At 73.2% G+C, this 24,837-nt stretch carries 22 protein-coding genes and 1 pseudogene; 20 read left to right on the top strand and 3 right to left on the bottom strand.

All coding sequences use genetic code 11. The features are described 5' to 3' along the window. Positions 1–4: 4 nt before the first annotated feature. The 20 genes and pseudogenes from QQK35_RS04215 to QQK35_RS04120 all read left to right on the top strand — a co-directional run bounded on the left by QQK35_RS04215 (position 5) and on the right by QQK35_RS04120 (position 22,783). A pseudogene (locus tag QQK35_RS04215) lies at positions 5–966 on the top strand (AAA family ATPase). A gap of 9 nt (positions 967–975) precedes the next feature. After that, positions 976–1,425, top strand: coding sequence for a hypothetical protein (locus QQK35_RS04210; RefSeq protein WP_284253072.1), 450 nt, complete (start codon positions 976–978; stop codon positions 1,423–1,425). After that, positions 1,329–2,210, top strand: coding sequence for a DUF58 domain-containing protein (locus tag QQK35_RS04205; protein WP_284253071.1), 882 nt, complete (start codon positions 1,329–1,331; stop codon positions 2,208–2,210). The genes QQK35_RS04210 and QQK35_RS04205 overlap by 97 nt, the downstream gene beginning before the upstream one ends. Beyond that, the gene (locus QQK35_RS04200; protein ID WP_284253070.1) at positions 2,207–3,235 is read left to right on the top strand and encodes a transglutaminaseTgpA domain-containing protein; all 1,029 of its coding nucleotides are present in this window, start codon (positions 2,207–2,209) and stop codon (positions 3,233–3,235) included. Before QQK35_RS04205 ends, QQK35_RS04200 begins: the two co-directional genes overlap by 4 nt. 26 nt (positions 3,236–3,261) lie before the next feature. After that, positions 3,262–4,623 (top strand): transglutaminase-like domain-containing protein, encoded by a 1,362-nt coding sequence (locus QQK35_RS04195; protein WP_284253069.1) that lies wholly within the window; start codon positions 3,262–3,264, stop codon positions 4,621–4,623. Then, entirely contained in the window at positions 4,620–5,456 is an 837-nt protein-coding gene (locus QQK35_RS04190; protein ID WP_284253068.1) for a PP2C family protein-serine/threonine phosphatase, read from the top strand. Before QQK35_RS04195 ends, QQK35_RS04190 begins: the two co-directional genes overlap by 4 nt. Positions 5,457–5,511: 55 nt before the next feature. Next, complete coding sequence (locus QQK35_RS04185) at positions 5,512–6,519, top strand: FHA domain-containing protein (RefSeq protein WP_284253067.1); 1,008 nt, start codon at positions 5,512–5,514, stop codon at positions 6,517–6,519. Further along, the gene (locus tag QQK35_RS04180; RefSeq protein WP_284253066.1) at positions 6,516–7,292 is read left to right on the top strand and encodes an FHA domain-containing protein; all 777 of its coding nucleotides are present in this window, start codon (positions 6,516–6,518) and stop codon (positions 7,290–7,292) included. Before QQK35_RS04185 ends, QQK35_RS04180 begins: the two co-directional genes overlap by 4 nt. After that, on the top strand, positions 7,289–7,822 hold the full coding sequence (locus tag QQK35_RS04175; protein WP_284253065.1) for an FHA domain-containing protein: 534 nt from the start codon (positions 7,289–7,291) through the stop codon (positions 7,820–7,822). The genes QQK35_RS04180 and QQK35_RS04175 overlap by 4 nt, the downstream gene beginning before the upstream one ends. Before the next feature lie 100 nt (positions 7,823–7,922). Continuing rightward, positions 7,923–8,711 (top strand): PP2C family protein-serine/threonine phosphatase, encoded by a 789-nt coding sequence (locus tag QQK35_RS04170; RefSeq protein ID WP_284253064.1) that lies wholly within the window; start codon positions 7,923–7,925, stop codon positions 8,709–8,711. A gap of 612 nt (positions 8,712–9,323) precedes the next feature. After that, the gene (locus QQK35_RS04165; RefSeq protein WP_284253063.1) at positions 9,324–9,932 is read left to right on the top strand and encodes an FHA domain-containing protein; all 609 of its coding nucleotides are present in this window, start codon (positions 9,324–9,326) and stop codon (positions 9,930–9,932) included. Further along, positions 9,929–11,404: a serine/threonine-protein kinase gene (locus tag QQK35_RS04160; protein WP_284253062.1), complete on the top strand. Its 1,476-nt coding sequence runs from the start codon at positions 9,929–9,931 to the stop codon at positions 11,402–11,404. Before QQK35_RS04165 ends, QQK35_RS04160 begins: the two co-directional genes overlap by 4 nt. Further along, positions 11,401–11,580: a hypothetical protein gene (locus tag QQK35_RS04155; RefSeq protein WP_284253061.1), complete on the top strand. Its 180-nt coding sequence runs from the start codon at positions 11,401–11,403 to the stop codon at positions 11,578–11,580. Before QQK35_RS04160 ends, QQK35_RS04155 begins: the two co-directional genes overlap by 4 nt. A gap of 14 nt (positions 11,581–11,594) precedes the next feature. Further along, on the top strand, positions 11,595–12,296 hold the full coding sequence (locus QQK35_RS04150; protein WP_284255598.1) for an FHA domain-containing protein: 702 nt from the start codon (positions 11,595–11,597) through the stop codon (positions 12,294–12,296). Between the two features lie 138 nt (positions 12,297–12,434). After that, positions 12,435–16,385, top strand: a complete 3,951-nt coding sequence (locus QQK35_RS04145; RefSeq protein WP_284253060.1) for an Ig-like domain-containing protein — start codon at positions 12,435–12,437, stop codon at positions 16,383–16,385. Then, positions 16,355–17,989, top strand: a complete 1,635-nt coding sequence (locus tag QQK35_RS04140; protein WP_284253059.1) for a fibronectin type III domain-containing protein — start codon at positions 16,355–16,357, stop codon at positions 17,987–17,989. The genes QQK35_RS04145 and QQK35_RS04140 overlap by 31 nt, the downstream gene beginning before the upstream one ends. A gap of 13 nt (positions 17,990–18,002) precedes the next feature. After that, positions 18,003–18,971, top strand: a complete 969-nt coding sequence (locus tag QQK35_RS04135) for an AAA family ATPase (protein ID WP_284253058.1) — start codon at positions 18,003–18,005, stop codon at positions 18,969–18,971. Continuing rightward, positions 18,968–20,185 (top strand): DUF58 domain-containing protein, encoded by a 1,218-nt coding sequence (locus QQK35_RS04130; RefSeq protein ID WP_284253057.1) that lies wholly within the window; start codon positions 18,968–18,970, stop codon positions 20,183–20,185. Before QQK35_RS04135 ends, QQK35_RS04130 begins: the two co-directional genes overlap by 4 nt. A 67-nt stretch (positions 20,186–20,252) precedes the next feature. Beyond that, complete coding sequence (locus tag QQK35_RS04125) at positions 20,253–22,133, top strand: transglutaminase-like domain-containing protein (RefSeq protein ID WP_284253056.1); 1,881 nt, start codon at positions 20,253–20,255, stop codon at positions 22,131–22,133. Continuing rightward, on the top strand, positions 22,073–22,783 hold the full coding sequence (locus tag QQK35_RS04120; RefSeq protein ID WP_284253055.1) for a hypothetical protein: 711 nt from the start codon (positions 22,073–22,075) through the stop codon (positions 22,781–22,783). Before QQK35_RS04125 ends, QQK35_RS04120 begins: the two co-directional genes overlap by 61 nt. A gap of 31 nt (positions 22,784–22,814) precedes the next feature. Here the strand turns inward: QQK35_RS04120 and QQK35_RS04115 are convergent, their stop codons facing one another. From QQK35_RS04115 to QQK35_RS04105, 3 genes are read right to left on the bottom strand one after another with little or no spacing between them, the layout of a single operon-like run. Continuing rightward, positions 22,815–23,597: a hypothetical protein gene (locus QQK35_RS04115; protein ID WP_284253054.1), complete on the bottom strand. Its 783-nt coding sequence runs from the start codon at positions 23,595–23,597 to the stop codon at positions 22,815–22,817. After that, positions 23,578–24,219 (bottom strand): hypothetical protein, encoded by a 642-nt coding sequence (locus tag QQK35_RS04110; protein ID WP_284253053.1) that lies wholly within the window; start codon positions 24,217–24,219, stop codon positions 23,578–23,580. The genes QQK35_RS04115 and QQK35_RS04110 overlap by 20 nt, the downstream gene beginning before the upstream one ends. Then, positions 24,216–24,836 (bottom strand): hypothetical protein, encoded by a 621-nt coding sequence (locus QQK35_RS04105; RefSeq protein WP_284253052.1) that lies wholly within the window; start codon positions 24,834–24,836, stop codon positions 24,216–24,218. The genes QQK35_RS04110 and QQK35_RS04105 overlap by 4 nt, the downstream gene beginning before the upstream one ends. Between the last annotated feature and the right edge of the window lies 1 nt (position 24,837).

The following is a 24,837-nucleotide window of genomic DNA, read 5'->3' as shown; positions in this document are numbered from 1 at the left end:
CACCGTGACCACCGAGCAGGCCGGCTGGTTCGCCGATGCGTTCGAGAAGCTCGTCGCCAACATCGACCAGGCGATCCTCGGCAAGCGCGACGCCATCCGGCTCGTGCTCACGGCGCTGCTGAGCGACGGCCACATCCTGCTCGAGGACGTGCCCGGCACCGGCAAGACCGTGCTCGCGAAGGCGCTGGCCAACACGATCGACGGCACGACCTCGCGCATCCAGTTCACGCCGGATCTGCTGCCCTCGGATGTGACGGGTGTCTCGATCTACGACCAGGCGAAGGGCCTGTTCGAGTTCCACCCGGGACCGATCTTCGCCTCGATCGTGCTCGCCGACGAGATCAACCGCGCATCGCCGAAGACCCAGTCGGCGCTGCTCGAGGTCATGGAGGAGGGGTCGTCACCGTCGACGGCACCGGCCACGCGGTGGGCTCGCCGTTCATGGTCATCGCGACGCAGAACCCGGTCGAGCAGGCGGGCACGTACACGCTGCCGGAGGCGCAGCTCGACCGCTTCCTCGTCAAGACCTCGCTCGGCTACCCCGACCACGACACGACGGTCGCGCTGCTGCTCGACTCGGCCAACCGGGCCCGCGCCGCGAAGGTCGTACCGATCATCGCGGCCCGCTCGATCGCCGAGATGGCGCGGCTGACCGACGGCGTCTACACCGATCCCGCGGTCATGGACCACCTGGCGCGGATCGCCGCGGCTACCCGTGAGCACCGTGACGTGCAGCTCGGCGTCAGCATGCGCGGAGCGCTCGCGCTCGCCCGCGCTGCGAAGACGTGGGCGCTCGCGGCCGGGCGCGCCTACGTCACCCCGGAGGACGTGCGGGAGCTCGCCGTGCCGGTGCTCGCCCACCGTCTCGTGCTCGATCCGGAGGCCGCGTTCGCCGGCCAGAGCGCCGAGAAGGTCGTCGCGGGCGTGGTCGACGGTATCGCGCCGCCCGAGCTGCGGGCCCGGTAACGCCACCGCATGACCGCGCTGCGTTCGCTCCTCGGACTCGCCCGGCTCGCCGCCGGGCGGGTCGCCGCGGCGTGCGCACCGGTGGCCGGGATCGTCAGCCCGCTGGGCGCGATCGTCGCGCTCGCCGCGGTCGCGGCGGGGGTCGCGAGCGCGGTGCTCGGCTGGGCCGAGCTCAGCTACCTCGCCCTGACCCTGGTGTGCGGGCTCCTCGTCGCGGCGCTGTTCCTCATCGGCCGCGCGAGCTATCGCGTGACGATCGAGCTCTCGCCCCGCCGGGTGGTCGCGGGGAGCGCGCGTTCGGACGGCTGCTGGTCGCCAACGCCGGGTCGCGGCGCGCGAGTGCGGGCCGGCTCGAGCTGCCGGTGGGGCGCGGACGGGCCGAGTTCGACATCCCGGCGCTCGCCCCCGGCGCGGAGCACGAGGAGCTGTTCGCCGTGCCCACCGCGCACCGCGCCGTGATCGTCGCCGGTCCCGCGATCGCGGTGCGCGGGGATCAGCTGGGGCTGCTGCGCCGCCGCGTGCGGTGGGCGGATCCGATCGAGCTGTTCGTGCATCCGCGCACCGCACTGCTGGCGCCGTCGGCCGCGGGGCTGGTCAAGGACCTCGAGGGCCGCACCACGCCGACCCTCACGAGCAACGACCTGGCCTTCCACGCGCTGCGCCCCTACGTGCCGGGCGACGATCGCCGCTACATCCACTGGCGCACGACGGCGCGCACGGGCGTCATCATGGTGCGCCAGTTCGAGGAGACCCGGCGCAGCGACCTCGTGCTGCTGCACCACGCCGAGCGGCGCGCATACGCCGATCCCGACTCCGACGATCCGGATGCCGAGTTCGAGCTGGGCGTGTCGGTCGCCGCGTCCGTGGCGGTGCAGACGATCCGCGACGGCACCCGCTCGCGCATCCTCGGCGAGGAGGCCGAGCTGCGCACCGCGACCGTCGGCGCACTGCTCGACGACAGCTGCCGGCTCGCGCCCGTGCAGCGCTATGCGACCCCGCGCGACTTCGCCCGCGCGGCGACGGCCCTGCTGCCGGCACCCGCGGTCGTCGTGTTCGTCACCGGATCGCGCACCCCGGTGGCGGAGCTGCGCGCCATCGAGACCGCCTTCCCGCCGGACACCGACCTCGTCGCGATCCGGGTCGAGCGCGGGGGCGAGCCGCGACTGCAGGTCGTGTCGCGGCTGCGGGTGCTGACGGTCACCGAGCTCGGCGACCTGCCGAAGCTGCTGCGGAGGATCTCGTGAGCCGCGCGCCGATGTCGTTCCGCACCTGGGTCGACGTCGTGGTACCGCTGCTGCTCGCGATGATCGGCGTGGTCGGGCTCGCCTCGAGCTATCACGATCTCGGCTGGCTCCTCGCCGGCGCGGGCGGGCTCGTCGTCGGCGCGGGCGCCGCGCTCGCCGCCCGAGCGCTCCGGTTCGGCGTGCTGCTGACCGTCGCGCTCGCGCTGGTCGCGTACCTGCTGTTCGGCAGCGCGCTCGCCGTGCCGGAGCAGGCGCTCGCCGCCGTCGTGCCGACGCTGACGAGCGTGCAGAGTCTCGGCGTGGGCGCCGTGTGGGGCTGGGCGGACATCCTGACGCTGCGGGCGCCCGTCGACCTGCCCGACTACGTCACGGTCGTGCCCTACGCCTCGGCCTGGGTCGTCGGGCTCGTCGGCTCCACCCTCGCCGCCCGCTGGCTGCCGCGCCGGCGCACCGCGGCACGCGCGTCGCTGCTGGTGCTCGGGCCGGCCGCGCTCTACGTCGGGAGCGTGCTGCTGGGCACCCAGCAGCCCTACTACCCGGGCGTGCGGGGCGTGCTGTTCGCCGCCATCGCGCTGGTCTGGCTGGGATGGCGGGGCACGACGGGTGAGCAGATCCGGGTCGAGCGGCGACGCGGCACCCTCGGGCGCCGCGTCACGGGCACCGCGATCGTCATCGGCGCGGCCGTCGTGCTCGGGGCCGTGAGCGGCTCGGTGCTCGTGCCGCCGCCGCAGGACCGCTTCGTGTTGCGCGAGAAGGTCGAGCCCCCGTTCCAGCCGATCGACGTCGCAAGCCCGCTGTCGGGGTTCCGGCGCTACTCCAAGATCGACGCGAACCGGACCATCTTCACGGTGCGCGGGCTGAAACCGGATGAGCGGCTGCGGCTCGCCACGATGGACGGCTACGACGGCCACGTCTGGGACGTCGCGGGTGCGCAGGTCGCGAGCGGCGGATCCGGCAGCTTCGAGCTCGTGGGCGGCGCCTATCCGGCTCCGCCGCTCGTGCGGCCGGGGGTCGGCAGACCCTGACGATCACGGTCGGCGACTACGACGACGTGTGGATCCCGACGCCGGGCTACACGCAGGCCCTGACCGTGACGGGCCCCGGCGGCGCCGGGCTCGGCGACGCCGCGCGGCAGAGCCTGCGCTACAACGCCGCGACGGGGGGCACGGTGCTGCTCGGTGGCCTCGCCCGGGGCGACGCCGTGCGGATCACGGCGCAGACGCAGCGGGCTGCGCCCGACGACGACCAGCTGCGCAGCGTGCCGACCGCGAACGTGCAGCTGGGGCCGGTCACCGACATCCCGGATGTCGTGGCAGCGAAGGCGACCGAGTTCGCGGCTTCCGCGAAGAGCGCGATCGGGCAGCTGCGCAACATCGAGCAGACCCTGCACACCAAGGGGTACCTCTCGCACGGCACGTCGTCGGACACGGTCGCGTCGCTCGCCGGGCACGGCGCCGACCGCATGGAGCAACTGTTCTCGGGCAACGTCATGGTCGGCGACGACGAGCAGTACGCCTCCGCGATGGCGCTCATGGCGCGCAGCCTGCACTACCCCGCCCGCGTGGTGTTCGGCTTCGCCCCGAAGGTGCCCGACGGCGCCGACCCCGCGACGCCGCGCAAGATCACCGGCCACGACGTGAGCGCGTGGGTCGAGGTGGCGTTCCAGGGCGTCGGCTGGGTGCCGTTCTACCCGACGCCGACCCAGACCGATGTGCCGCAGGCGCTTAACCCGAAGCCCCAGACCGAGCCGCAGCCGCAGGTGCGCCAGCCGCCGCGCAGCAACAGCGACGAGAACGACCTGGTCACCAACGTCAAGATCGACGACGGCGACAAGAAGGACGTGTCGCTGTTCGGCCTGCCCGGTTGGGTGGTCGCGGCGGGACTCGGCGTGCTGATCCCCCTGGCGATCGTGCTCCTGCCGGCCCTCGTCGTCGCCCTGTTCAAGGCGCGCAGGATGCGGCGCCGACGCGCGGCGGCCCGCGCCCCGGACGCCGCCGCCGGGGCGTGGTCGGAGCTCGTCGATCGGCTCGACGAGCTCGGCATCGGGCCGCCTCCACCGGGCACCCGGGCACGGGTCGCGGGAGCGCTCGACGCGCGGCTGCGGGAGCTGCCGGCCGCGGGACGCGCGCCCGATGCCGTGGGAACCGCGACGGCCACGGCGACGCTCGAGCCCCTGGCCCGGCGCACCGACGAGCTCGTGTTCGCGGCCCGCCCGGCGACCGCCGCCGAGGCCGACGCGGTGTGGGCGGAGGCGCTCGCCGTCATCCAGTCGACCGAGCACCGCCTGTCCCGGGGGCGCCGTGTGCTGCGCCGGTACCGGCTGTCGTCGCTGACCGGCTGGGCGCGGCGGATGGCGGCGCGGGGCCTGGCCGCCGTGCCGAGGACCGGCGAGCCCGGCGGCGGAGCGCGATGAGCGCCCGCGCGACCGAGCAGCGGCTGACCGTCGCCGACGGCGAGCTGGTGCTGCGCGTGAGCGTCGCCTCCGATCGCGGGACGGTTCGTGCCGTCAACGAGGACGCGGTGCTCGCAGAAGCGCCGGTGTTCGCCGTCGCCGACGGCATGGGCGGTCACGCGCTCGGCGACCGGGCCAGCGCGGCCGCCGTCGCCGCGCTGCGCGCGGTGCTGCCCGCCGACCGGCCGGCGACGACGTCCGAGGTGCGGGAGGCCGTGCGGCGAGCGAACGCCGACGTGCGCCGGGTCGGCGGGCAGAGCATGGCCGGCACGACTCTCGCCGCCGTCGTCCTCGTCGACCCTGCGGCGTGGATGGTCGTGCACGTCGGAGACTCACGGGTCTACGGCTGGGACGGCCGCGTGCTGCACCGGCTGACGAGCGATCACTCGCTCGTGCAGGAGCTGCAGGATGCCGGGATCATCGATGCGGAGCAGGCGCAGCGGCATCCGGATCGCAATGTGGTGACGCGCGCGCTCGGGCCCCACGACACGGCCCTGCCCGACGTGCGGGTGCTCGACCTGCGACTGCCGGGCGACGAGCCGGCCCTGCTGCTGTGCTCCGACGGGCTCACCCGCGAGCTCGACGACGCGGCGATCGCCGGGATGCTCGCCGATGGTGCCGATGCCCACGACCTGGTGGAGGCGGCGGTGCGGGCAGGCGGCCACGACAACGTCAGCGCGGTGATCGTACGCCCCGAGTTCGCGGGACTGGCGGAGCCGCCCGTGGACGAGCAGACTCTCGACCGGATGCTGGGGACCGAGCTCGAGGACACGAGGCCGAGGAGGCATTCATGATCCTGAGGACGAACCCCGGGACGGGGAATGGACCGTTGCGACGGTCGGGGATGCGGTGCTCGCCGTCGGCGACCCCGCGCAGATCGGCGACCTGACGGCGCGACTCGCGGGACCGGACGGGTTCCGGGCGGCGCTCGAGCGCCTGGTGAGCGGCGGGATCGCCGCGGCGCCCGACTTCGCCCTGATCGATGCGGCCGGCGGCATCGCGCGCATCGTGCTCCGCGGCGCGGCCGAGGTGGATGCCGGGGCCGAGAGGCTCTCGGGCGCGGGCGTCACGACGTGGACCGAGCGCGTGCTCGAGGGCGTCGACGAGCTGCGACTGAGGGTGCCGGGGTCGAGCTGGACCCTGCTGCCGGGCGGTCCGGCGGTTTCGGGTGTCGTCGGCCGGGCCGCCGAGCGGTTCGACGAGGCCGACGCGCATACGACGCTGGTGCCGGCGCGCGAGGAGCGTGCGGCGTCGCCCGCCACGGCTCCCGTCGCCCCCATCGCCGCGGTCGCCGCTCCCGCGGCGGCTGCCGCCGGCGCGCCTGCCGTCGAGGACGAGCCCTACGCGTTCCTCTTCGGCGACACGGTCTACCGCACGATCTCGGGTGACTCGGTGCGCATCCCGAATCCCGACCCCGCACGCCCCGGCGACCACGACGGGCGCACGGTGCTCGTGGACGAGCTGGAGGAGCACGAGCCGGCCGAGCCGCCGGCGGTGGCCGCGGCATCCGGACCGGTGCTCGCCCTCGAGCTGCCGGGCGGCGACGTCGAGCCGCTCACCCGTCCGGTCCTGGTCGGGCGCTCGCCGAGCGACCCCGGACACGACGCATCGGGCGGTCCGCCCCGGCTCGTCGTCGTGGCGGCCGGCGACAAGGACATCTCGCGCACGCACGCCCGCATCGAGGTGGCCGGCGGCGCCGTCGTCGTGACCGACCTGGATTCCAAGAACGGAACGAGCGTCACCATGCCGGGTGCGGCACCGCGGCGGCTGCGCGCGGGGGAGCCCGCGGTCGTGCTGCCCGACACGGTCATCGACCTCGGTGGCGGCGTCATGATGACGGTGCGGGAGACGGCATGAGCGGCCCCGCGTCGGCGCTGCCGGCCGGGACGGCCTCCCGCGGCGGGCTGAGCGGCGAGACCGTGCCACCGCCCCTCACCGCGCTGCGGGTGCGCTACGGCGACCGGAGCGCGGAGGTGCGACCGGGCACCGCGTTCTCGATCGGCCGCGACGCCGACCTCAACGTCGACGACAACCCGTACCTGCACCGCCAGTTCCTGCGCCTGCGCTCCGAGGTCGGCCTCTGGTGGCTCGAGAACGTCGGCACGTTGCTGTCGGCGACCCTCACCGACGGCAGCGGCCAGGTGCAGGCCACGCTCGCGCCGGGCGCCCGGCTCCCGCTCGTGTTCGACCGCGTGCAGGTCGTGTTCGGGGCCGGGTCGACGAGCTACGAGCTCGAGATCTCGAGCGACGCGGCGTTCTTCGGCCCGCCCGTGCTGCCCACCCCGCGCACCGTCGGCTCCGCGGACGAGACCATCGGCCACGTGCCGCTCACCCACAGCCAGCGCCAGCTCGTCGTCGCGCTCGCCGAGCCGCTGCTGCGTGGCGGGTCGACCGGCCGCGGCGAGATCCCGGGCTCGGCGGAGGCGGCTGCGCGTCTCGGCTGGACCCTCACGGCGTTCAACCGCAAGCTCGACAACGTCTGCGAGAAGCTCGACCGCATCGGCGTGAGCGGCCTGCGCGGTGGCCGGGACAGTCTCGCGACGAACCGTCGGCTGCGCCTCGTCGAGTACGCGGTGGCCACGCGCCTGATCACGGCGGATGACCTCGCCCTGCTCGAGCCGGCGACATGAGCGAGAACCCGTTCCTCCTGCCCGGCGCCCGTCCGGGCGGGGCGGGGACGCCGCCGCCGGACCAGCCACGGCTCGAATCCGCCACACGCCGGGTCCCCCGGGTGGATGCCGCCGTGCCGCCCGTGATCCTGCCGCCGGCTCCTGCGGCCGCGCCCGGGCCCGGTGCGCCGCCCGCGGCGGCATCGCCGCCGGCTCCCGCCGCGCCGGCGGCCTGGCGTCTCGTGTTGCCGGGCGGCGAGGAGATCGCCCTCGACCGCGCCGTGATCGTCGGGAGGGATCCCTCGCAGCCGGACGAGGCGCCGGATGCCCACCCGGTCACGGTCGCCGACCCGCAGAAGACCGTCTCGAAGACCCACGTCCTGCTCACGCCCGACCCGGCCGGCGTGCGCGTGCGCGACCTGCATTCGACGAACGGCACGACGCTCGTGCTCGCCGGGGGACGCGCCCCCGTGCCGGCCGAGGGCGGCCTGCTCGTCTCGCTGCCGGCCGACCTCGAGCTCGGCCGCTACACGGTGCGCATCGAGTGCTGACACGGCCATGGGGAGCGCTCCCCACCCCGCCGCCGCCCGATCCGGTGTTCAATGAAACGATGACCCCGCCGCGCCGCGCCCCCGGGACGCCGAGCCCCTGGTGAGCGTCCGCACCGACCTCGGCCGGGTGCGCGAGGTCAACGAGGACAGCGTGCTCGCCCGCTACCCCGTCTACCTGGTCGCCGATGGCATGGGCGGGCACAGTCGCGGCGACGTCGCGAGCCGCACGACGATCGAGGTCATCGACGCCGCGATCCCGGCGGGTCGGCCCACCGCGGCGGCCGCGATCGTCGAGGCCGTGCACGCGGCCAACGCCGCCGTGCACGCGCTCGGGGCGGAGACCGTCTCGGGCACGACGCTCACCGGCATGGCCGTCAGCGTCTCGGCCGAGGGCGAGAAGCACTGGACGATCGTCAACGTCGGCGACTCCCGCGTCTACAGCTGGAGCGGCCGCACCCTCACGCAGCTGACGGTGGATCACTCGGTCGTGCAGGAGCTGATCGAAGCGGGCGAGCTCTCGCCGCTCGAGGCCGATCGGCATCCGGAGCGCAACACGATCACACGGGCGATCGGCCCGTTCGAGGAGGTCGAGGTCGACGTCTGGCTGCTGCCGTACGTCGACGGGCAGTCCTTCCTCATCTGCTCCGACGGCCTCACGAAGGAGCTGCCGCTCGAGCGCATGGAGCACATCTTCGCGGCGCACACCGGCGACGACGGCGGTTCGCTCGCGGATGCCGTGGTCGAGGCGGCGCTCGCCTCCGGCGGGCGCGACAACGTGAGCGCGATCGTCGTCGAGACCGGCGGCGGCGACGACGCCACCCGGGTTGGCACGGGCACGCGCGAGCGCCCCCGCCAGCTCGAGGACACCCTGCCGCGGGGCATCGGATGACCGCGCGGGTGGTCGCGGATCCGTCCGGGGCATGGCTCGCGGTCGTCGGGCCGGCCGGCGCGCTGCTCGTCGCGCACGCGGCGGAGCGTGCCGAGGAGCTGCTCGCGGCGCTCTCGGCGAGCGACCCGGTGCAGCCGGTGCTCGACGTGCTCGCGGGTTCGGGCGTCTCGGTCGCCCCCGACTTCGCCCTCGTGCTGACCGACGAGGCGGGACGCCCGCGGCACGCGGTGATCCGCGGCCACGCCGTGGTGCGGGTCGCCGGTGCGGGCGACGCGGTCGACGAGCTCACCGGGCGGGGCGCCCGCACCTGGATGGAGCACGAGGTGGATGCCGCCTCGGCCTCGCTCGTCGCTCCCGTCGCGTCGACCGGGGCCGCCCTCCCGCTCGAGCGCGGCGCCGTGCTCGGTGTCCGGATCGACGTGGGGAGTCCGCGGCCCGGCCCGCGTCCGACCGCGCGCCGTCGCCCGCAGCTGCCGCGCATCCGAGCCCCGCGCCGGCCCCCGGTCCTGCCCCTTCGCCCGCCCCCGCGCTCATCCCGGCCGTCGACGAGCACACGATGGTCGAGCCCGACGAGGGGGACTCGGCTACGACCGCCTGTTCGAGGCGACGATCGTGCGGCCGGTCGAGGCCGCGGCGGTGCGCCCCGAGCCGGTCGACGAGGAGGCCGACCCGCCGACGCCCGCGCCCGCCTCTGCCTCCGCGCCGGCCGCGCCGCCCCACGACGAGTCCGGCGCCGGCGCATCGGCCGACGACGAAATCGACGACGACGGCGACCACGACGGCGAGACGGTGCTGAGCGGAGACCTGCGGGGTCGCGCGACCCGCACCCGACCCGCGCCGGACGAGATCGCCCCTGCCGCCGCCGCGCACCGCTACGCGCTGGTCCTGCCCGACGGCCATCGAGAGGCCCTCGTCGGGGAGCTCATCCTGGGTCGTGCCCCGACCGCCCGCGTCGTCGACGGCCGGATGCCGCGCCTCGTCACGATCGAGGGCGACCCCGACGTCTCCCGCAGCCACGTGCGTGTGGCGCTCGAGGGCGACACGGTCGTCGTGACCGACCTGCGCTCCCGCAACGGCACCTCGGTCGTGCTGCCCGGCAAGCAGCCCCAACTGCTGCGCGCCGACGAGCCGACTCCGGTGATCCCGGGCACGGTCATCGACCTGGGCGAGTCGAAACTGCGCGTCGAGCGCGCGGACACGGGCGCGGGGGACGCCGCATGAGGCGGACCGCCTCGGCCGCCCCGGAGTTGCAGGGCTACGAGTACCAGCGCCTGCTCGGCGCCGGCGGCTTCTCCGACGTCTTCCTCTACCTGCAGCGGCTGCCGCGTCGCCCCGTCGCCGTGAAGGTGCTGCTCGCGGAGGAGCTCACGCCCGCGGCGCGCCGCGCTTTCGTCGACGAGGCGAACCTCATGGCGCAGCTCTCGGCGCACCCGTACATCGTCACCATCTACTCCGCCGACATCACGCCCGATGAGCGCCCGTACTTCGTCATGGAGTACTGCGCCGGCCCGAGCCTCAGCGAGCAGTACAAGAGGGAGCGGTTCTCGGTCGCCGATGCGCTGCGCACCGGGGTGCGGCTCTCGAGCGCGGTCGCGACGGCGCACGCGGCCGGCATCCTGCATCGCGACATCAAGCCGGCCAACGTGCTCACCAACGAGTACGGCTGGCCGGCGCTCACCGACTTCGGCATCTCGTCCGCGGTGGAGGAGCTGCCGATCCACACCATGACGGCCGGCATCCCGCGCGGCGACGAGACCGGCGGCACCGGGCAGTCGATCGGCATGAGCGTGCCGTGGTCGCCGCCCGAGATGTTCGACGACGATCCGGATCCCGACGTGCGCTCCGACGTCTTCTCGCTCGCCGCCACGATCTGGACCCTGCTCGCCGGCCGCACCCCGTTCGAGGTGCCCGGCCGGTCCAACGGCACGCTCGACCTCATCGGCCGCATCGAGCGCGGGGCCGTCACCCGGCTCGACCGGGACGACGTGCCCGCCTCGCTCGTCGCGGTGCTGACCAAGGGCATGGCCGTGCGTCGCGTCGACCGCTACCAGTCCGCGGTCGAGTTCGCCCGGGCCCTGCAGAGGGTCGAGCTCGAGCTCGGCTACGCACCGACGAGCATCGAGCTCCCCTCCATCGGCGGGGATGACGAGCCGGATGCCGTCGCCCCGACCGACGAGGCCCCCGAGACCCGGGTGCGCGGCGTGGCGACCATTCACGCGCAGCCCGCCGCGCCGGCGCCGACGTCGGCCGGCGCCGGGCATCCGGCCGCGGCCGTCGCCGCCGCGGAGCTCGCGCCCACCCGGGTCCGGGGTCTCGCCGTCGTGTCGCCCGAGGCGCCCGCCGCCGAGGCGCCCGCGTCCGCGTCGTCCGCTCCCGAGCACACCGTCATCCGCCCGCGCCCCGAGCCGGCCGCGCCGGCTCCCGATCCGTCGACCGCGGCGCCCGTCGAACCGCGGCCGGGCCGCCGCGTCCCGCGCCTGCGCGTCGTCCTCGCCGCCGTCGCCCTCGTCGTGGTCGCCGCCGCGGTGACGACGTCGATCGTGCTCACGGGGGTCAGGCCGTCGATCCGACCCCGAGCCCGACCGCCTCCGGCTCGAGCGCCGTCATCGGCGGCGCGCCCGAGGCGCCGCGATTCGTCCGCGCGACGGCGAGCGCCGACGGCACGGCGGTCACCTTCACGTTCGCGCCGGTGAAGAACGCGGCGGGCTACCAGTGGGCGCCGGGCGAGAACGCGGACGCGAAGACCTCGGTGCGCACGCCGGTGGTCGTGCGGACCGGCCTCACCCCGAACCAGCGGGTCTGCGTCAGGCTCGACACGATCGCACCGGACGGCCGCACCTCCGAGGCGACGACGGGGTGCTATCCGTGACCAGCGCTCCGGCCATCGGCACGCTCACCGTCGACTTCATCGGCGAGGAGTACGTCGTGCAGCCCGGCGACGAGTTCACGATCGGGCGCGAGGGCGACCTCAGCATCGACGAGAACCCCTACCTGCACCGGCACTTCCTCCGCCTCGCCGTCGAGTACGACATGTGGTGGCTCTCCAACGTGGGCAGCCTGCTCTCCGCGACGGTGAGCGACGGCACCGGCCAGGTGCAGGCCTGGCTCGCGCCGGGCGCGCGGCTGCCCATCGTCTTCCCGGTCATGCACGTCATGTTCAGCGCCGGGTCGACCACCTACGACTTCACGATCCGCACCGAGGCCGACTGGTTCAACACGAGCACCTCGGGAGCGGCGCTCTCGAGCGCGACGACCGTCATGCCCGTGACGCTCACCCGCACGCAGCGCCAGCTCGTGCTCGCGCTCGCGGAGGGCGTGCTCACCCAGTCGGTTCCGGGTCGTGGGGCGATCCCCGCATCCGCCGACGCCGCGAAGCGGCTGGGGTGGTCGATGACCACCTTCAATCGCAAGCTCGACAACGTCTGCGACAAGCTCGACAAGCTCGGGGTGCCGGGGCTCCGCGGCGGCCCGGGCCGGCTGGCGACCGGCCGCCGGGCGCGGCTCGTCGAATACGCGATCGCGAGCCACCTCGTCTCGGTCGACGACCTGCCGCTGCTCGACGACGCCGGTTCCGAGTCGGACTAGCCCCGACGCGGTCTCGGCGCCCGCGTGGGGAGTGCTCCCCATTCGCCCCCTTCGAGGGCCGTGTTAGCGTCGAGCGTCGTTCAGGGACGGCCCGAGAGTACGTCCGATGAGACCCGGGGGTTGCGAGTGTTGCGCTGGTTGCGCGGCTGGAGCCGCGCCCGCAAGGCGATCGGCTCGACCGCCGTGATCGCGGTGGCGGCCGGGGTGCCGCTCACCGTGGCGGCGCTGTACCACGGCTTCCCGGTGAGCGACGTCGACCTCACCCAGCGCGACGTCTGGGTGACGAACTCCCAGCAGGAGCTCGCCGGCCGGCTCAACAGGCAGATCGACGAGCTCGACGCGTCGGTGCAGGCGACGACCGCGTCGATGGATGTCGTCCAGTCCGGCCGCGACGTCTTCCTGATCAACCGCACGGCCCACACGCTCGAGCGGATCGATCCCGCCTACACGACGCTCGGCCAGCGCGCCGACCTGCCGAAGAACGCGGAGGTCGCGCTCGGCGGCTCGACCCTCGCGATCGTGGACCCCTCCAACGGTGCGCTGTGGTCGATCGACGTGAGCAACCAGCTGAGCTTCGACCCCGCCACCCGGCACCCCGACATCAAGCTGGGCGCGGGCGGGCACGCGACCGTCACGCCGACGGGCGTCGTCGTCGCGACCTCGCCGAAGAACCACGAGATCGTCACCGTGCCGCGGCCGGGGGCGCGTCCGACGACGGCCGGGGCCGACATCCCGGTCGACAATCAGATCTCGTCGGTGGGCGAGAAGGCGGTCGTGCTCGAGCCCGGGGCGAAGAAGCTCCTGGTCGTCGGCGGCCCGACCGTCGAGCTGCCGGCTCCCGCGCTCAAGCTGCAGCAGGCGAGCGCGGCGCACGGATATGCGGTGCTCGAGGGGCGCGACGAGCTCATGGAGGTGCCGCTCGGCGGCGGCACGGTCACGCGGATCATGGCCGGCATCCCCGACTCGTCCTCCGGCAACGGGGCGATCGCCCCGGTCTGGGTCGATGGCTGCGCCCACGGCGCGTGGGGCGCCTCGCAGCGCTATCTGCTGGCGTGCGACGGGCGGCAGCCGCAGAAGGCGACGATCCACCAGAAGACCTCGGGCGACGAGCTCGCCTTCCGGGTCAACGGCCACGTGGTCGCCCTGAACAACCTCGACACCGGCAACGTCTGGGTCATGGCCGACTCGCTGCATCTCGTCGACAACTGGGACGAGGTCACACCGCCCAAGGAGCAGCAGAACGACCAGATCGACAAGACGAAGTCGAGCGTCGAGTCGTTCGAGGACACGCTCGCCAAGCGCACGAACGTCAACCACCCGCCGACCGCGACGCCCGACACGTTCGGCGTGCGTGCGGGGCGCACCACGGTGCTGCCCGTGCTCGACAACGACACCGATCCCGACGGCGACGTGCTGGTCATCACCGACTTCACGGCGATCCCCGACTCGCTCGGCCACCTGGATCCGATCGACGGCGGTCGCGCGCTGCAGTTCACCCCCGCGGCGGATGCGGCCGGCAGCGCGTCGTTCCGCTACACCGTGAGCGACGGCCGGCCCAACGGCACGGCGGACACGACCGTCGACGTCCACGTCGTGCCGCCGGATCGCAACTCGGCCCCCGTCTCGCATCGCAAGGCCGCCGTGAGCGTCGAGGACGGCCAGACGATCACCTACAACGTGCTGCAGGACTTCCGCGACCCCGACGGCGACGACATCCTGCTGCAGAACGCCGCGCCCGCGTCGCAGGACCAGGTGCGCTTCACGCCGGATGGCACGCTCACCTTCCAGTCCACGAGCGGCCAGGTGGGCCTCAAGACGGTGAACTTCACGGTCTCGGACGGGCGCGCCTCGACCACGGGCCAGCTCACGGTCGCCGTCAAGCCCGCCGGCTCGCTCGACCCGGTGGGAACGCCCGACTTCGGTCAGGGCTTCGCCGGCGACACGATCAAGATCTCCCCGCTGCAGAACGACACCTCGCCCTCGGGGCAGCCGCTCCAGCTGCTGGGCGTCAAGGACGTGCCGGGCGGCGCCACGGTCACCCCCAACCTCGACCAGGGCACGGTCGACGTGACATCGAGCCGTCCCGGCACCGTCTACTTCGAGTACGAGCTCGGGGCGGGGCCGAGCACCTCGGTCGGCATCGTGCGGGCCGACTTCGCGCAGCGGCCGCAGGACGCGATCCCGCCGGTCGCCGTCACCGACACCGCCTACCTGCGCCAGGGCCAGTCGAGCGAGGTGAGCGTGCTCGACAACGACGTGTCGCCCACCGGCAAGGTGCTCGCGGTGCAGTCGATCGACACGTCCGCCCTCGATCCGGGCGTCAAGGTCGAGGTGCTGAACAACACGATCGTGCGGATCAGCGACTCGGCGTCCCTCACCACGCAGACGCAGTTCACCTACACCGTCTCCGACGGCGACGCGAGCGCGGTCGCGGGCGTGACGATCGTGCCGGTACCGCCCGTCGTCGACCGGCAGCCGCCGATCGCCGTCGACGACCACGCCACCGTGCGCGCGGGTGACATCGCCACGGTCGATGTGCTCGACAACGACTCGAGCCCCGACCAGGCGCAACTGACCCTGCAGCCCCGGCTGGTCGACACGCACGCGGCCGGCGACGGTGTCGTGTTCGTCTCCGGCGACACCCTGCGCTACCAGGCGCCCAAGAAGCCGGGGGTCTATTCGGTCGTCTACCGGGTCGCCGATCAGTACGGCGAGGCCGCCGACGCGACGGTCGATCTCACGGTGACGGCCCCGGATGTCAAGGGCGACCGCGCACCGGTGCCCGATCCGCAGACCGCGCGCACGTTCGCGGGCGCGAAGGTCCGCATCGACGTGCCGTTGAACGGCATCGACCCCGACGGCGACTCGGTGACCCTGGTCGGCTACACGAGCGCGCCGCAGCTCGGCCGCATCGTCGAAAGCGCGAGCGACCACTTCACCTACGAGGCGTACCCGACCTCGGCGGGCACCGACAGCTTCCGCTATTCGGTGCAGGACGCCCTCGGCAAGACCGCGGTCGGCGAGGTGCGGATCGGCGTGATCCCGCGGGCGGCCGAGTCGCAGCCGCCGAACGCGGTCGACGACACCGTCTCCGTGCGACCCGGCAAGACGATCGCCGTCCAGCCGCTGCTGAACGACTCCGACCCCAACGGGTACCCGATCACGCTGGAGAAGAAGCTCACCCACATCGACAAGCACCTGAAGGCGCACACCGAGGGGGCGCGGGTGCTCATCGTCGCGCCCAAGACCCAGGGCTCCTACAACGTCGGCTACCGCATCACCAACGGCCAGGGCGGCGAGGACGACGCGTTCATCATCGTGCGCGTCGACAAGAAGGCGCCGCTGCAACCGCCGACGGCCGAGGACCGGTACATCTCGTCCGAGGACCTCGGCAAGAAGGCCCAGTACACGGTCGACGTGTCGCGCCTGATTCAGAACCCGAACGGCGAGAACGACGTGCTCAAGGTCAGCACGGTCGGGCCGAACGCCGGACTCGCCGACGTCGCCGGCCAGAGGGTGACCGTGCACGCCCAGGATCACCGCGTCGCCATCGCCTACAGGGTCGTCGATCCCGACGATCCGAAGCTCAGCGCCGAGGCGTTCATCATCGTGCCGCCCCGGGTCGGGTCGGACTACAGCCCGCCGCCGTACCTCAAGCCCGGCACGCACCCGGTCGTCCCGCAGGACGGCTCGAAGCAGTGGGATCTGAAGGACATCCTCGTCGTGCCCTCGGGGAACCCGGTGACCCTCGCGCACCCGGACCAGGTGGCGGCGACGGGCAGCGACGGGTCGAAGCTGGTCGTCGACAAGAACACCCTGCGCTACGCACCGCGCAAGGGCTTCCGGGGCCAGACCGCGATCACGTTCCAGGTCACCGACGGACCGACCGCGACCCAGCCGACCGGCCGCGTCACGCTCATCACGATGCCGCTGACGGTCGGCAATCCGGACCAGTCGGACGTCGCGCCCTCGTTCACCGCCATGACGGTGCAGATCGAGGCGGGCGAGCCGGCCAGGAGGTGGACCTGCGGGCCGCGACCGCCCATCCGAACCGGTCGGTGGTCTCGCAGTTCCGCTACGGCGCCCTGACGGGCGGCACCGATTTCATCCACGGCGACCTGTCCGGCGCGACGCTCAGCGTGTCGTCACCGCTCGGCACCCGCGTCGGCACGACCGCCGACCTGCACTTCACCATCGCCTTCCGCTCCTTCACGGTGCCCGGCACCGTGCACGTCGTCACGGTGCCCTCGACGCGGCCGCGCGCTCAGGCGATCGAGGACGACGTCAAGGCGCAGCGCGCCAAGGCCACCGCACCGATCGACGTCCTGGCCAACGACTACAACCCGTTCGCCGATCAGGGCAAGCCGCTGCAGCTGACCCGCGCCACCGTCGACAACTCGGCGCAGACCTCCGCCGCCGTGTCGTTCACGCCCGATGGCCACGTGACGGTCAGGCCCGACGCCTCGTTCATCGGAGTGGTGAGCATCACGTACACGGTGCGGGATGCGACCGGTGACGCGAGTCGCGACGTGACGGGCCGGCTGCTGGTGACCGTGCGCGACGTGCCGAGCCAGATCCAGCCCGCGCCGAATGTGCTGAGCGAGAAGGATCACGAGGTCACGATCGAGTGGAAGATCCCGGCGACCAACGGCGAGCCGCTCCTGGACTACACGATCCGATGGATCGGCTCCGACGGCGGCAAGTCCGGCGAGGAGTCCGTGGGCACCGGGAGCACGCGGGCGACCGTCACGGGCCTGGTGAACGGCGGCCATTACCAGTTCACGGTGTTCGCGCGGAACATCCTGGGCGACGGCACCCTCCGCGCAGAGCACCGTGGCGATCCCGTTCGGCACACCGACGCCGCCGACGACGGTCACGGCCACCCCGACGAACGACGGCTCGGGCCACGTGAAGCTCACCTGGTCGGGAGCCACCGGCAACGGGCGCGACATCACGACGTACACCTGGCGCTCGAACAGCGGTGCGACCGGCCAGTCGACGACGACGAGCGCGACCGCGAGGCTGGCCGTCGGAAGCAACTACACCTTCACGGTGACGGCCACCAACAAGGGCGGGTTGACCAGCAAGCCGAGCGTCGCGTCGAAGGCCGCGATGCCCGGCGTGGGTGCCCCGAGCAGCCCGCGCCTGAAGACCGGCGCCGACGGCGACAAGACGATCACGGCCACCTGGGGCGCCGCGACCACCTACGGCACCCCGGTGACCTACCACGTGATCATCAACGGCGACGACAAGGGGTGCACAGTTCCGGGTGGCAGTTCAACGGCAACTTCGGCTCGAACTACACGATGGTCGTGCGCGCCGTCGCGGGCGGCTCCACCCATGACTCCGCCAAGTCGAACACGGTCTCGCCGAGTGACAAGAAGCCCGCGGCCCAGACGGTGAAGGGGCCGGAGTACAACGGCTACTCGGGCTGTCCCGTCAACTGCTACAAGGTGAAGGTCAACTACCAGGACTTCCCGTCGGGCACCTACACGCTGGTGATCTGGGACCGCGATGCGGGCCAGAGCTCCGGTCACTCGGAGTCTCCGTCGTTCTCCGCGCACATGAGCGGCAGCGGATCCGTCGTACTCGACTACACGTTCGGCACGGTGGGTGAGCACGACGAGATCTGGGTGCACATCTCCGGCAACGGAATCAACATGGACGCCACGCACTCCGGTGCCTGGGGATAAGGAGACCGCACACATGCCCGTCACCCAGGAGCAGGCGACCTGGTTCGCCGACGCGTTCGGCAAGCTCGTCGACAACATCGACAAGGCGATCCTCGGCAAGCAGCACGTCATCCGGCTCGTGCTCACCGCGCTGCTGAGCGACGGGCACGTGCTGCTGGAGGACTTCCCGGGCACCGGCAAGACGGTGCTCGCCAAGTCGCTCGCGAACACGATCGACGGCACGCACTCGCGCATCCAGTTCACGCCCGACCTGCTGCCCTCGGATGTCACCGGCGTCACGATCTACGACCAGTCCAAGGGCGTGTTCGAGTTCCACAAGGGCCCGATCTTCGCGTCGATCGTGCTCGCCGACGAGATCAACCGCGCATCGCCGAAGACGCAGTCCGCGCTCCTGGAGGTCATGGAGGAGGGCGTCGTCACGGTGGACGGCGTGGGCTATCCCGTGGGCTCGCCGTTCATGGTGATCGCGACGCAGAACCCGATCGAGCAGGCGGGCACGTACACGCTGCCGGAGGCGCAGCTCGACCGGTTCCTCATCAAGACCTCGCTCGGCTACCCGGATGACGCCACCGCGCTCTCGCTGCTGCTCGATCCCGGCGACCGGGCCCGCGCCAACCGGGTGCAGCCGATCATCGCGGCCGCCTCGATCTCGAGCATGAGCCAGCTCGTCGCCGAGGTGCACGTCGAGTCGAGCGTCATGGAGTACGTGAACCGCATCGTCGGGGCCACCCGCACGCGAGAGGACGTCACGCTCGGCGTCAGCATGCGCGGCGCCATGGCGCTCGCGCGCGCGATCAAGACCTGGGCCCTGTCGAAGGGCCGCGCCTACGCGACGCCCGACGACGTGCGCGAGCTCGCGGTGCCGGTGCTCGCGCACCGCGTCATCGTCGACCCCGAGGCGGAGTTCGCCGGCACGACCGGCATCGACGTCATCACGCGCATCGTCGCCGAGATCGAGCCCCCGGCCTACCGCGCCGCATGACCGCCGCCGCCGATCCCGCGCCGCTCGGGCGTGCGTCGCCGTGGACGGCGCGGGCCCGGGCGGCCGGAGACCGGCTGCGCACGGCCGGCCGGATCTCCGCCTACGCCGGACGTCGGGCCCGCACGGTGCTCGCGCCGCGGCTGGCGATCGTCAGCGGCCTGGGCTGGCTCGTGCTCGCGGCCGCGGCAGGCAGCGCCGTCGTCGGGTTCGTCCTGGGCTGGCAGGAGTTCGTCTACCTCGCGATCACGCTGGCGGCCGGGCTCATCCTCGCGGCCGCCTTCGTGTTCGGCCGCGGCAGCTATGACGTGCTGATCGAGCTCACGCCGCGTCGCGTCACCGCGGGCGATCGCGCGCTCGGCCGGATGGTCGTCGCGAACGCAGGTCAGAAGCGCTCGGCGCCCTCGCGGATGGAGCTGCCGGTCGGCGCCGGGCTGGCCGAGTTCGTGATCGGACCGCTGCAGCCCGGAGCCGAGCACGAGGAGCTGTTCGCGATCCCCACCAACCGCCGCGCCGTGATCGTCGCGGGCCCCGCCGTCTCGGTGCGCGGCGACCAGCTGGGACTGCTGCGGCGGGCGCTGCGCTGGACCGACCCCGTCGAGCTGTTCGTGCATCCGGTCACGACGCCGCTGGCTCCGTCGGCGGCCGGCCTCATCCGCGACCTCGAGGGCGAGACGACCAAGACGGTCGTCAACAGCGACATCTCGTTCCACGCGCTGCGGCCCTACCAGCCGGGCGATCCGCTGCGCAACGTGCACTGGCGCACGACCGCGCGCACCGGGCAGCTCATGGTGCGCCAGTTCGAGGAGACCCGCCGCTCGCGGCTGACGATCGTGTTCGACGACGCGAAGACGCATTGGGCCTCCGACGACGAGTTCGAGCTCGGCGTCTCGATCATGGCATCGCTCGCGGGGCAGGTGCTGCGCGACGGCAACCGGGTGAGTGTCGTGAGCGAGGCGCGCGAGCTGCGCACTCGCACGGTCACGACGATGCTCGACGACAGCTGCCGGCTGGAGCGGGTCTCGAGCGCGTTCCGCACGGTGCGGGAGATGGCCCGCGACGTCACCGCGCAGCTGCCCGACCCGAGCGTCGTCATCGTGATCGGGGGATCGCGCACGCCCGTGGGAGGGATCCGGGGGTGCAGCGCCTGTTCGGGAGCGAGGTGCAGACGCTGGGGTTCCGGGCCGACCCCGGCGGCGCCACCCGCCTCGACGTGATCCGCGGCCTGCGCATCGGCACCGTGGGCGCCCTCGACGACCTCGGACGGCTCGTGCGGAGGCTCTCGTGAGCGCGGCGGGCGCGGAGTCGGGCGAGACCCGGGCGAGCACGCCCCGCAGCGCCGTCGCGCCTGCTGCGACCCGCGCCACCGGCCGGGCCGAGCGCGCCGCGCCGCGAGCGATCACCGCCCGCACCTGGACCGATCTGGCGGTGATCGCCGTGCTCACGGTCATCGGCCTGCTCGGCTTCGGGCCGGCGTTCCGCGATCTCGGCTACCTGCTGGCCGGCGCGGGCGGGCTCCTCGTCGGCGGCGCCGTCGCGGTGCTCGCCGCACGCTACCGGCTCGGGGCGCTCACGACGGTCGCCGTGGCGATCGTCGGCTACTTCCTGTTCGGCAGCGCGTTCAGCATGCCGACGATCGCGCTCGGCGTCGTGCTGCCGACGCTGCAGACCCTCTCGGGTCTGGCCCTCGGCGCCGTGTTCGGCTGGGCGGACGTCGTGACGCTCCGCCCGCCGGTGAGCCTGCCGTTCTACATCGACGTCGTCGCCTACGTGGCCGCGTGGCTCGTCATGCTCGTCGCCGCGACACTCGCCGCCCGGTGGCTCATCACCGGCCGGCGCACCGTGGCCCGGCTCGCGCCGGTGCTCGTCGGGCCGACGATCGTCTACGCGGCGGGCGTGCTGCTCGGCACCGACGAGCCGTATTTCGCGGCGGTGCGCGGTGTCGCCTTCGCCGCCATCTCGCTCATCTGGCTGGGATGGCGGCGCCCGTTCGGCGGCGGCGTGGCCGTCGGCGGGAACCGGATGCTGCTGCGGCGCAAGCTGGCCGGCACCGCGATCCTGGTGGCCGGCGCGATCGCGATCGGCGCGGGCGGGGGCGGTGCTCGCGCCCGCGTCCGCGCACCGGTTCGTGCTGCGCGAGCAGGTGCAGCCGCCGTTCGAGCCACTCGACTATCCGGCGCCGCTCGCGGGGTTCCGTCACTACACGAAGGACCTGCACGACACCGACCTGTTCCGGGTCTCCGGCCTGCACTCGGGCCAGAAGCTGCGGATCGCCACGATGGACACCTACGACGGCGTCGTCTGGGGCGTCGCGGGCGCCGAGCAGTCCACCGATGGGTCGGGCGAGTTCCGGCTCATCGGCCGCGACTTCCCCGACCCACTCCCGGCATCACGAAGGGCGCGACGGCGCTGGATGTCTCGGTGCTCGGCTACTCGGACGTCTGGGTGCCGTCGACCGGCTACACGGGCGCGCTGACGTTCTCGGGGTCGCCGGCGGCGAGCCTCGAGGACGTGCGCTACAACGCCGCGACCGGCACGACGGTGCTCACCTCGAGCCTCCGGAAGGGTCAGCGGTACCGCCTGACCGCGCGGGACCAGCGCCTGCCCTCGGACGCGTCGCTGCAGCACACGCCGGTGGCGTCGATCCAGCTGCCGCCGGTCTCCGACATCCCGGACCCCGTGGGCGCCAAGGCGAGCGACATCACCAAGGACGCGCATTCGCCGATCGACAAGCTGCGCGCGATCGAGAAGTACCTGAAGTCCCACGGATTCCTGAGCCATGGCACGGCCTCCGACCAGTCGCCGTCGCGGGCGGGCGAGGGCGCCGACCGCATGGAGGAGATGATCTCCTCGGCCCACATGGTCGGCGACCAGGAGCAGTACGCGTCCCTCATGGCGCTCATGGCCCGCAGCATGAACGATCCCGCGCGCGTCGTGATGGGCTTCGCCCCCAAGGTGCCGTCGTCGGGCGGCCCGGTCACCGTCACCGGCGACGACGTGACGGCCTGGGTCGAGGTCGACTTCCAGGAGTCGGATGGATCCCGTTCTTCCCGACCCCGACCGACACCGACGTCCCGCAGCAGCAGCAGCCGAAGCCGCAGTCGGTGCCGCAGCCGCAGGTGCGTCAGCCGCCGCGCACCCAGAACGACCACGACGACCTCGTGACGCCCGTGCAGATCACCGACTCGCACAAGAGGGACGAGGGGCTGTTCGCGCTGCCCGGCTGGGTGATCGGGCTCGCCCTCGGCCTCGTGACCCCGGCGGCGATCGTCTTCCTGCCGATGCTCGTGATCGGGTTGCTCAAGCAGCGCCGGGGCCGGCGTCGGCGGGCTCCCGGCGGCGACCGGGCGGCCGGCGGAGCGTGGGACGAGCTCGTCGACCGCCTGAGCGAGCTCGGCTACCCGCAGCCCGCTCTGCGCGCGACGCGGCTCATGGCGGCGGACGAGCTGGCACCGGCGACGACGCCGACCGTCACGGCGCTCGCCGAGCGCACCGACGACGCGGTGTTCGCGGGCGCCGCCGTGAGCGACGAGCAGGTGGCGGCACTGTGGAGCGAGGTCGACGAGGTGCTGGATGCCGCGGGCACCGCGGCCGGTCGCCGTCGCCGCCTGGTGAGCCGCTACCGGGTCGCGGCGGCCCGGCGCTGGGGCACGCGCGTCGTCGCGACCGCGACGCAGGCGCTGCCGCCCGGGGTCACCGAGCAGGCTGCCGACGTCGGCCGTCAGGCGGCCGCGACGGGACGGCGGATCGGCACCCGCGTCGCCGAGCGGGTTCAGACCGGTGTCAGCCGGGCCGCCCGCCGACCGCGCGACTGAGGGAACCGCCGATTGCGTCCCGGGAGAGACGTCAGACGAGGCTCTCGCCGGATCCGAGCGACTCGCCCGACCGCCAGAACTGGGTGCTCGCGACGATGCCGACGGCGACGAGCACCGCTCCGGCGATCAGCATGACCAGCAGGGCCGTTCCGGCGCCGGTCGCGCTGTCGTCCACGTCCGGCAGGGTGGTGGGGATCAGGCCGAACAGGAACCCGCCGATCCCCGCCGCCCAGATGTCGAGACGCCAGCGGTAGCCGATCCAGCGCCAGAAGACGCGCCCGCGCGCCGGGTCGCCGCCGTGCGGATGACGCGAGGCGCCCGAGCGCCAGACCGCCTTCTTCAGCAGCGAGACCGCGCCCCCGGCCACCGCACCGACCCCGACGGCGCCGTAGACGATCCAGACGGCCGCGAGATCGACGTCGGAGAAGGCGATGGCGGGCAGCACGAGCAGCGCGATCGAGACGAGCGCTCCCAGCACCAGCCAGAGCAGGTGCCAGCCCATCGGCAGCAGCCGGAAGCGGGTGACGATCGATGCGGTGGGGAGCGCCGTCGCGGGAGGAGCCGGATTCGCGCCCCAGCGGCCGCGGCGCAACTGCTCCCCGAGCACGAGGCATCCGGCGGCGACCAGCAGCAGGATGCCGGTCGCGATGCGGGCGAAGTCCGCACCGAGGAGCGTCCCGCCCACGAGCGCGATGAGCGCGAGCAGCGCCGCCACGGCCCCCGTGATCGAGAGGGTCGCCCCGGACCGCCGGTTCGACGCGGCCACGCGGGCGCGCCGCTCGGCCAGCTCGGCGTCAGACGGCCGGCGCGTCATCGAGAACGGCGATCGGCTCGGCCCAGGTGAGCGAGTCGACGATCTGATCGAAGAGCGCGGCCCACAGCTCCGGGTCGGCCATCATCGGGGTCGAGATGGTGAACTCCAGCAGGCGCGACGCGTCCGGGTATGGGATGCGGAACTGCGCGCGCATCGTCGGCGTCGACTGCGAGCCGATCTCCTGCGTGCCGAACTCGATGGTGCGCGCCGCGGGCCCCATCCGATGGGCGACGACCTCGGCGTCCGGGAATCCGGTTCGCAGCGCCTCCTCGATGCCGAGGGCGCGATCCGTCGCGGTGGGCGGCCACGCGACGTCGCCGCCGAGAATGGCGGCCGGGAAGGGCACGTCGGGCAGGATCTCCAGCGCCAGGTACATCGACGCGCAGCCGGCCTCCCGCGCGCGGCGCGCGGTCTCGTGCACCTGTTCCGTCACCTCACGGCGCTGACGGGCCAGCCGGTCGGCGCGGCCCATCTGCTTGCGCACGAGGGCCGTCACGCGACGCTTCACGTCCTCCTCGTCGCCGAGTGCGAACGCGAACCAGGCACCGGGCAGGATCAGCGTGTAGCCGCCGCCCGGCGCGGGAACCGATCGCACGTCGGCGGCGGATTCCTTCTCGCTCATGCCTCGCCCTCCAGCCGCACGTGGAGATTCAGCACGATCGACTGGGTCTGCTCCGGCATGTTCTCGAAGGAGCCCAGCCCCTGCGCCGAGAAGATGAACTGCACGGCCTGCGCCGCCCCGGGCGGATAGACCGCGATGACGACGCGCTCCTCGAGCAGCGAGCCTTCCGCGTCGTCCGCCTCCGGATGCGCCACCAGGTTGTGCGAGGCGACGACCTCGCCGGCCGGCACCGCGGACCGCCAGGTGCTCACGTTGTAGTAGAACTCGCCGTCCGTGGTGCGGTTCGCGTACGAGGCGAGGAAGCGCTCGTACTGGTCCGGCATCCCGATCTCGTCGAGCTCGGCCATCGCGAACACCATCGCCGCGTCCGCGTGCCCGCTCTCGGGCTCGCCGACCCAGACGGCGGCGCGGATGAGCGGGTCGTCCATGCCCACGAAGGCCGCGCGGGCCGACTCGAGCTCGCCGGTCAGGCGGGTCGCCGCATCCGGATCGTCGGTCAGGGAGGCGGCGAGCTCGCCCGGCCAGCTGCGGCCGCTGTCGTCGAGCGGCATCGGATACCACTCCTCGGGGAGCCCGAGGCGGAAGTCGGCGATGTCGCGAAGGGCTGCGGCGGGCATG

The sequence above is a fragment of the Pseudolysinimonas kribbensis genome, assembly GCF_030161895.1.
Taxonomy (GTDB): Bacteria; Actinomycetota; Actinomycetes; order Actinomycetales; family Microbacteriaceae; genus Pseudolysinimonas; species Pseudolysinimonas kribbensis.
The sequence above is the reverse complement of the archived record's forward strand: the minus strand, read 5'-3'. Positions and strand labels throughout refer to the sequence as shown.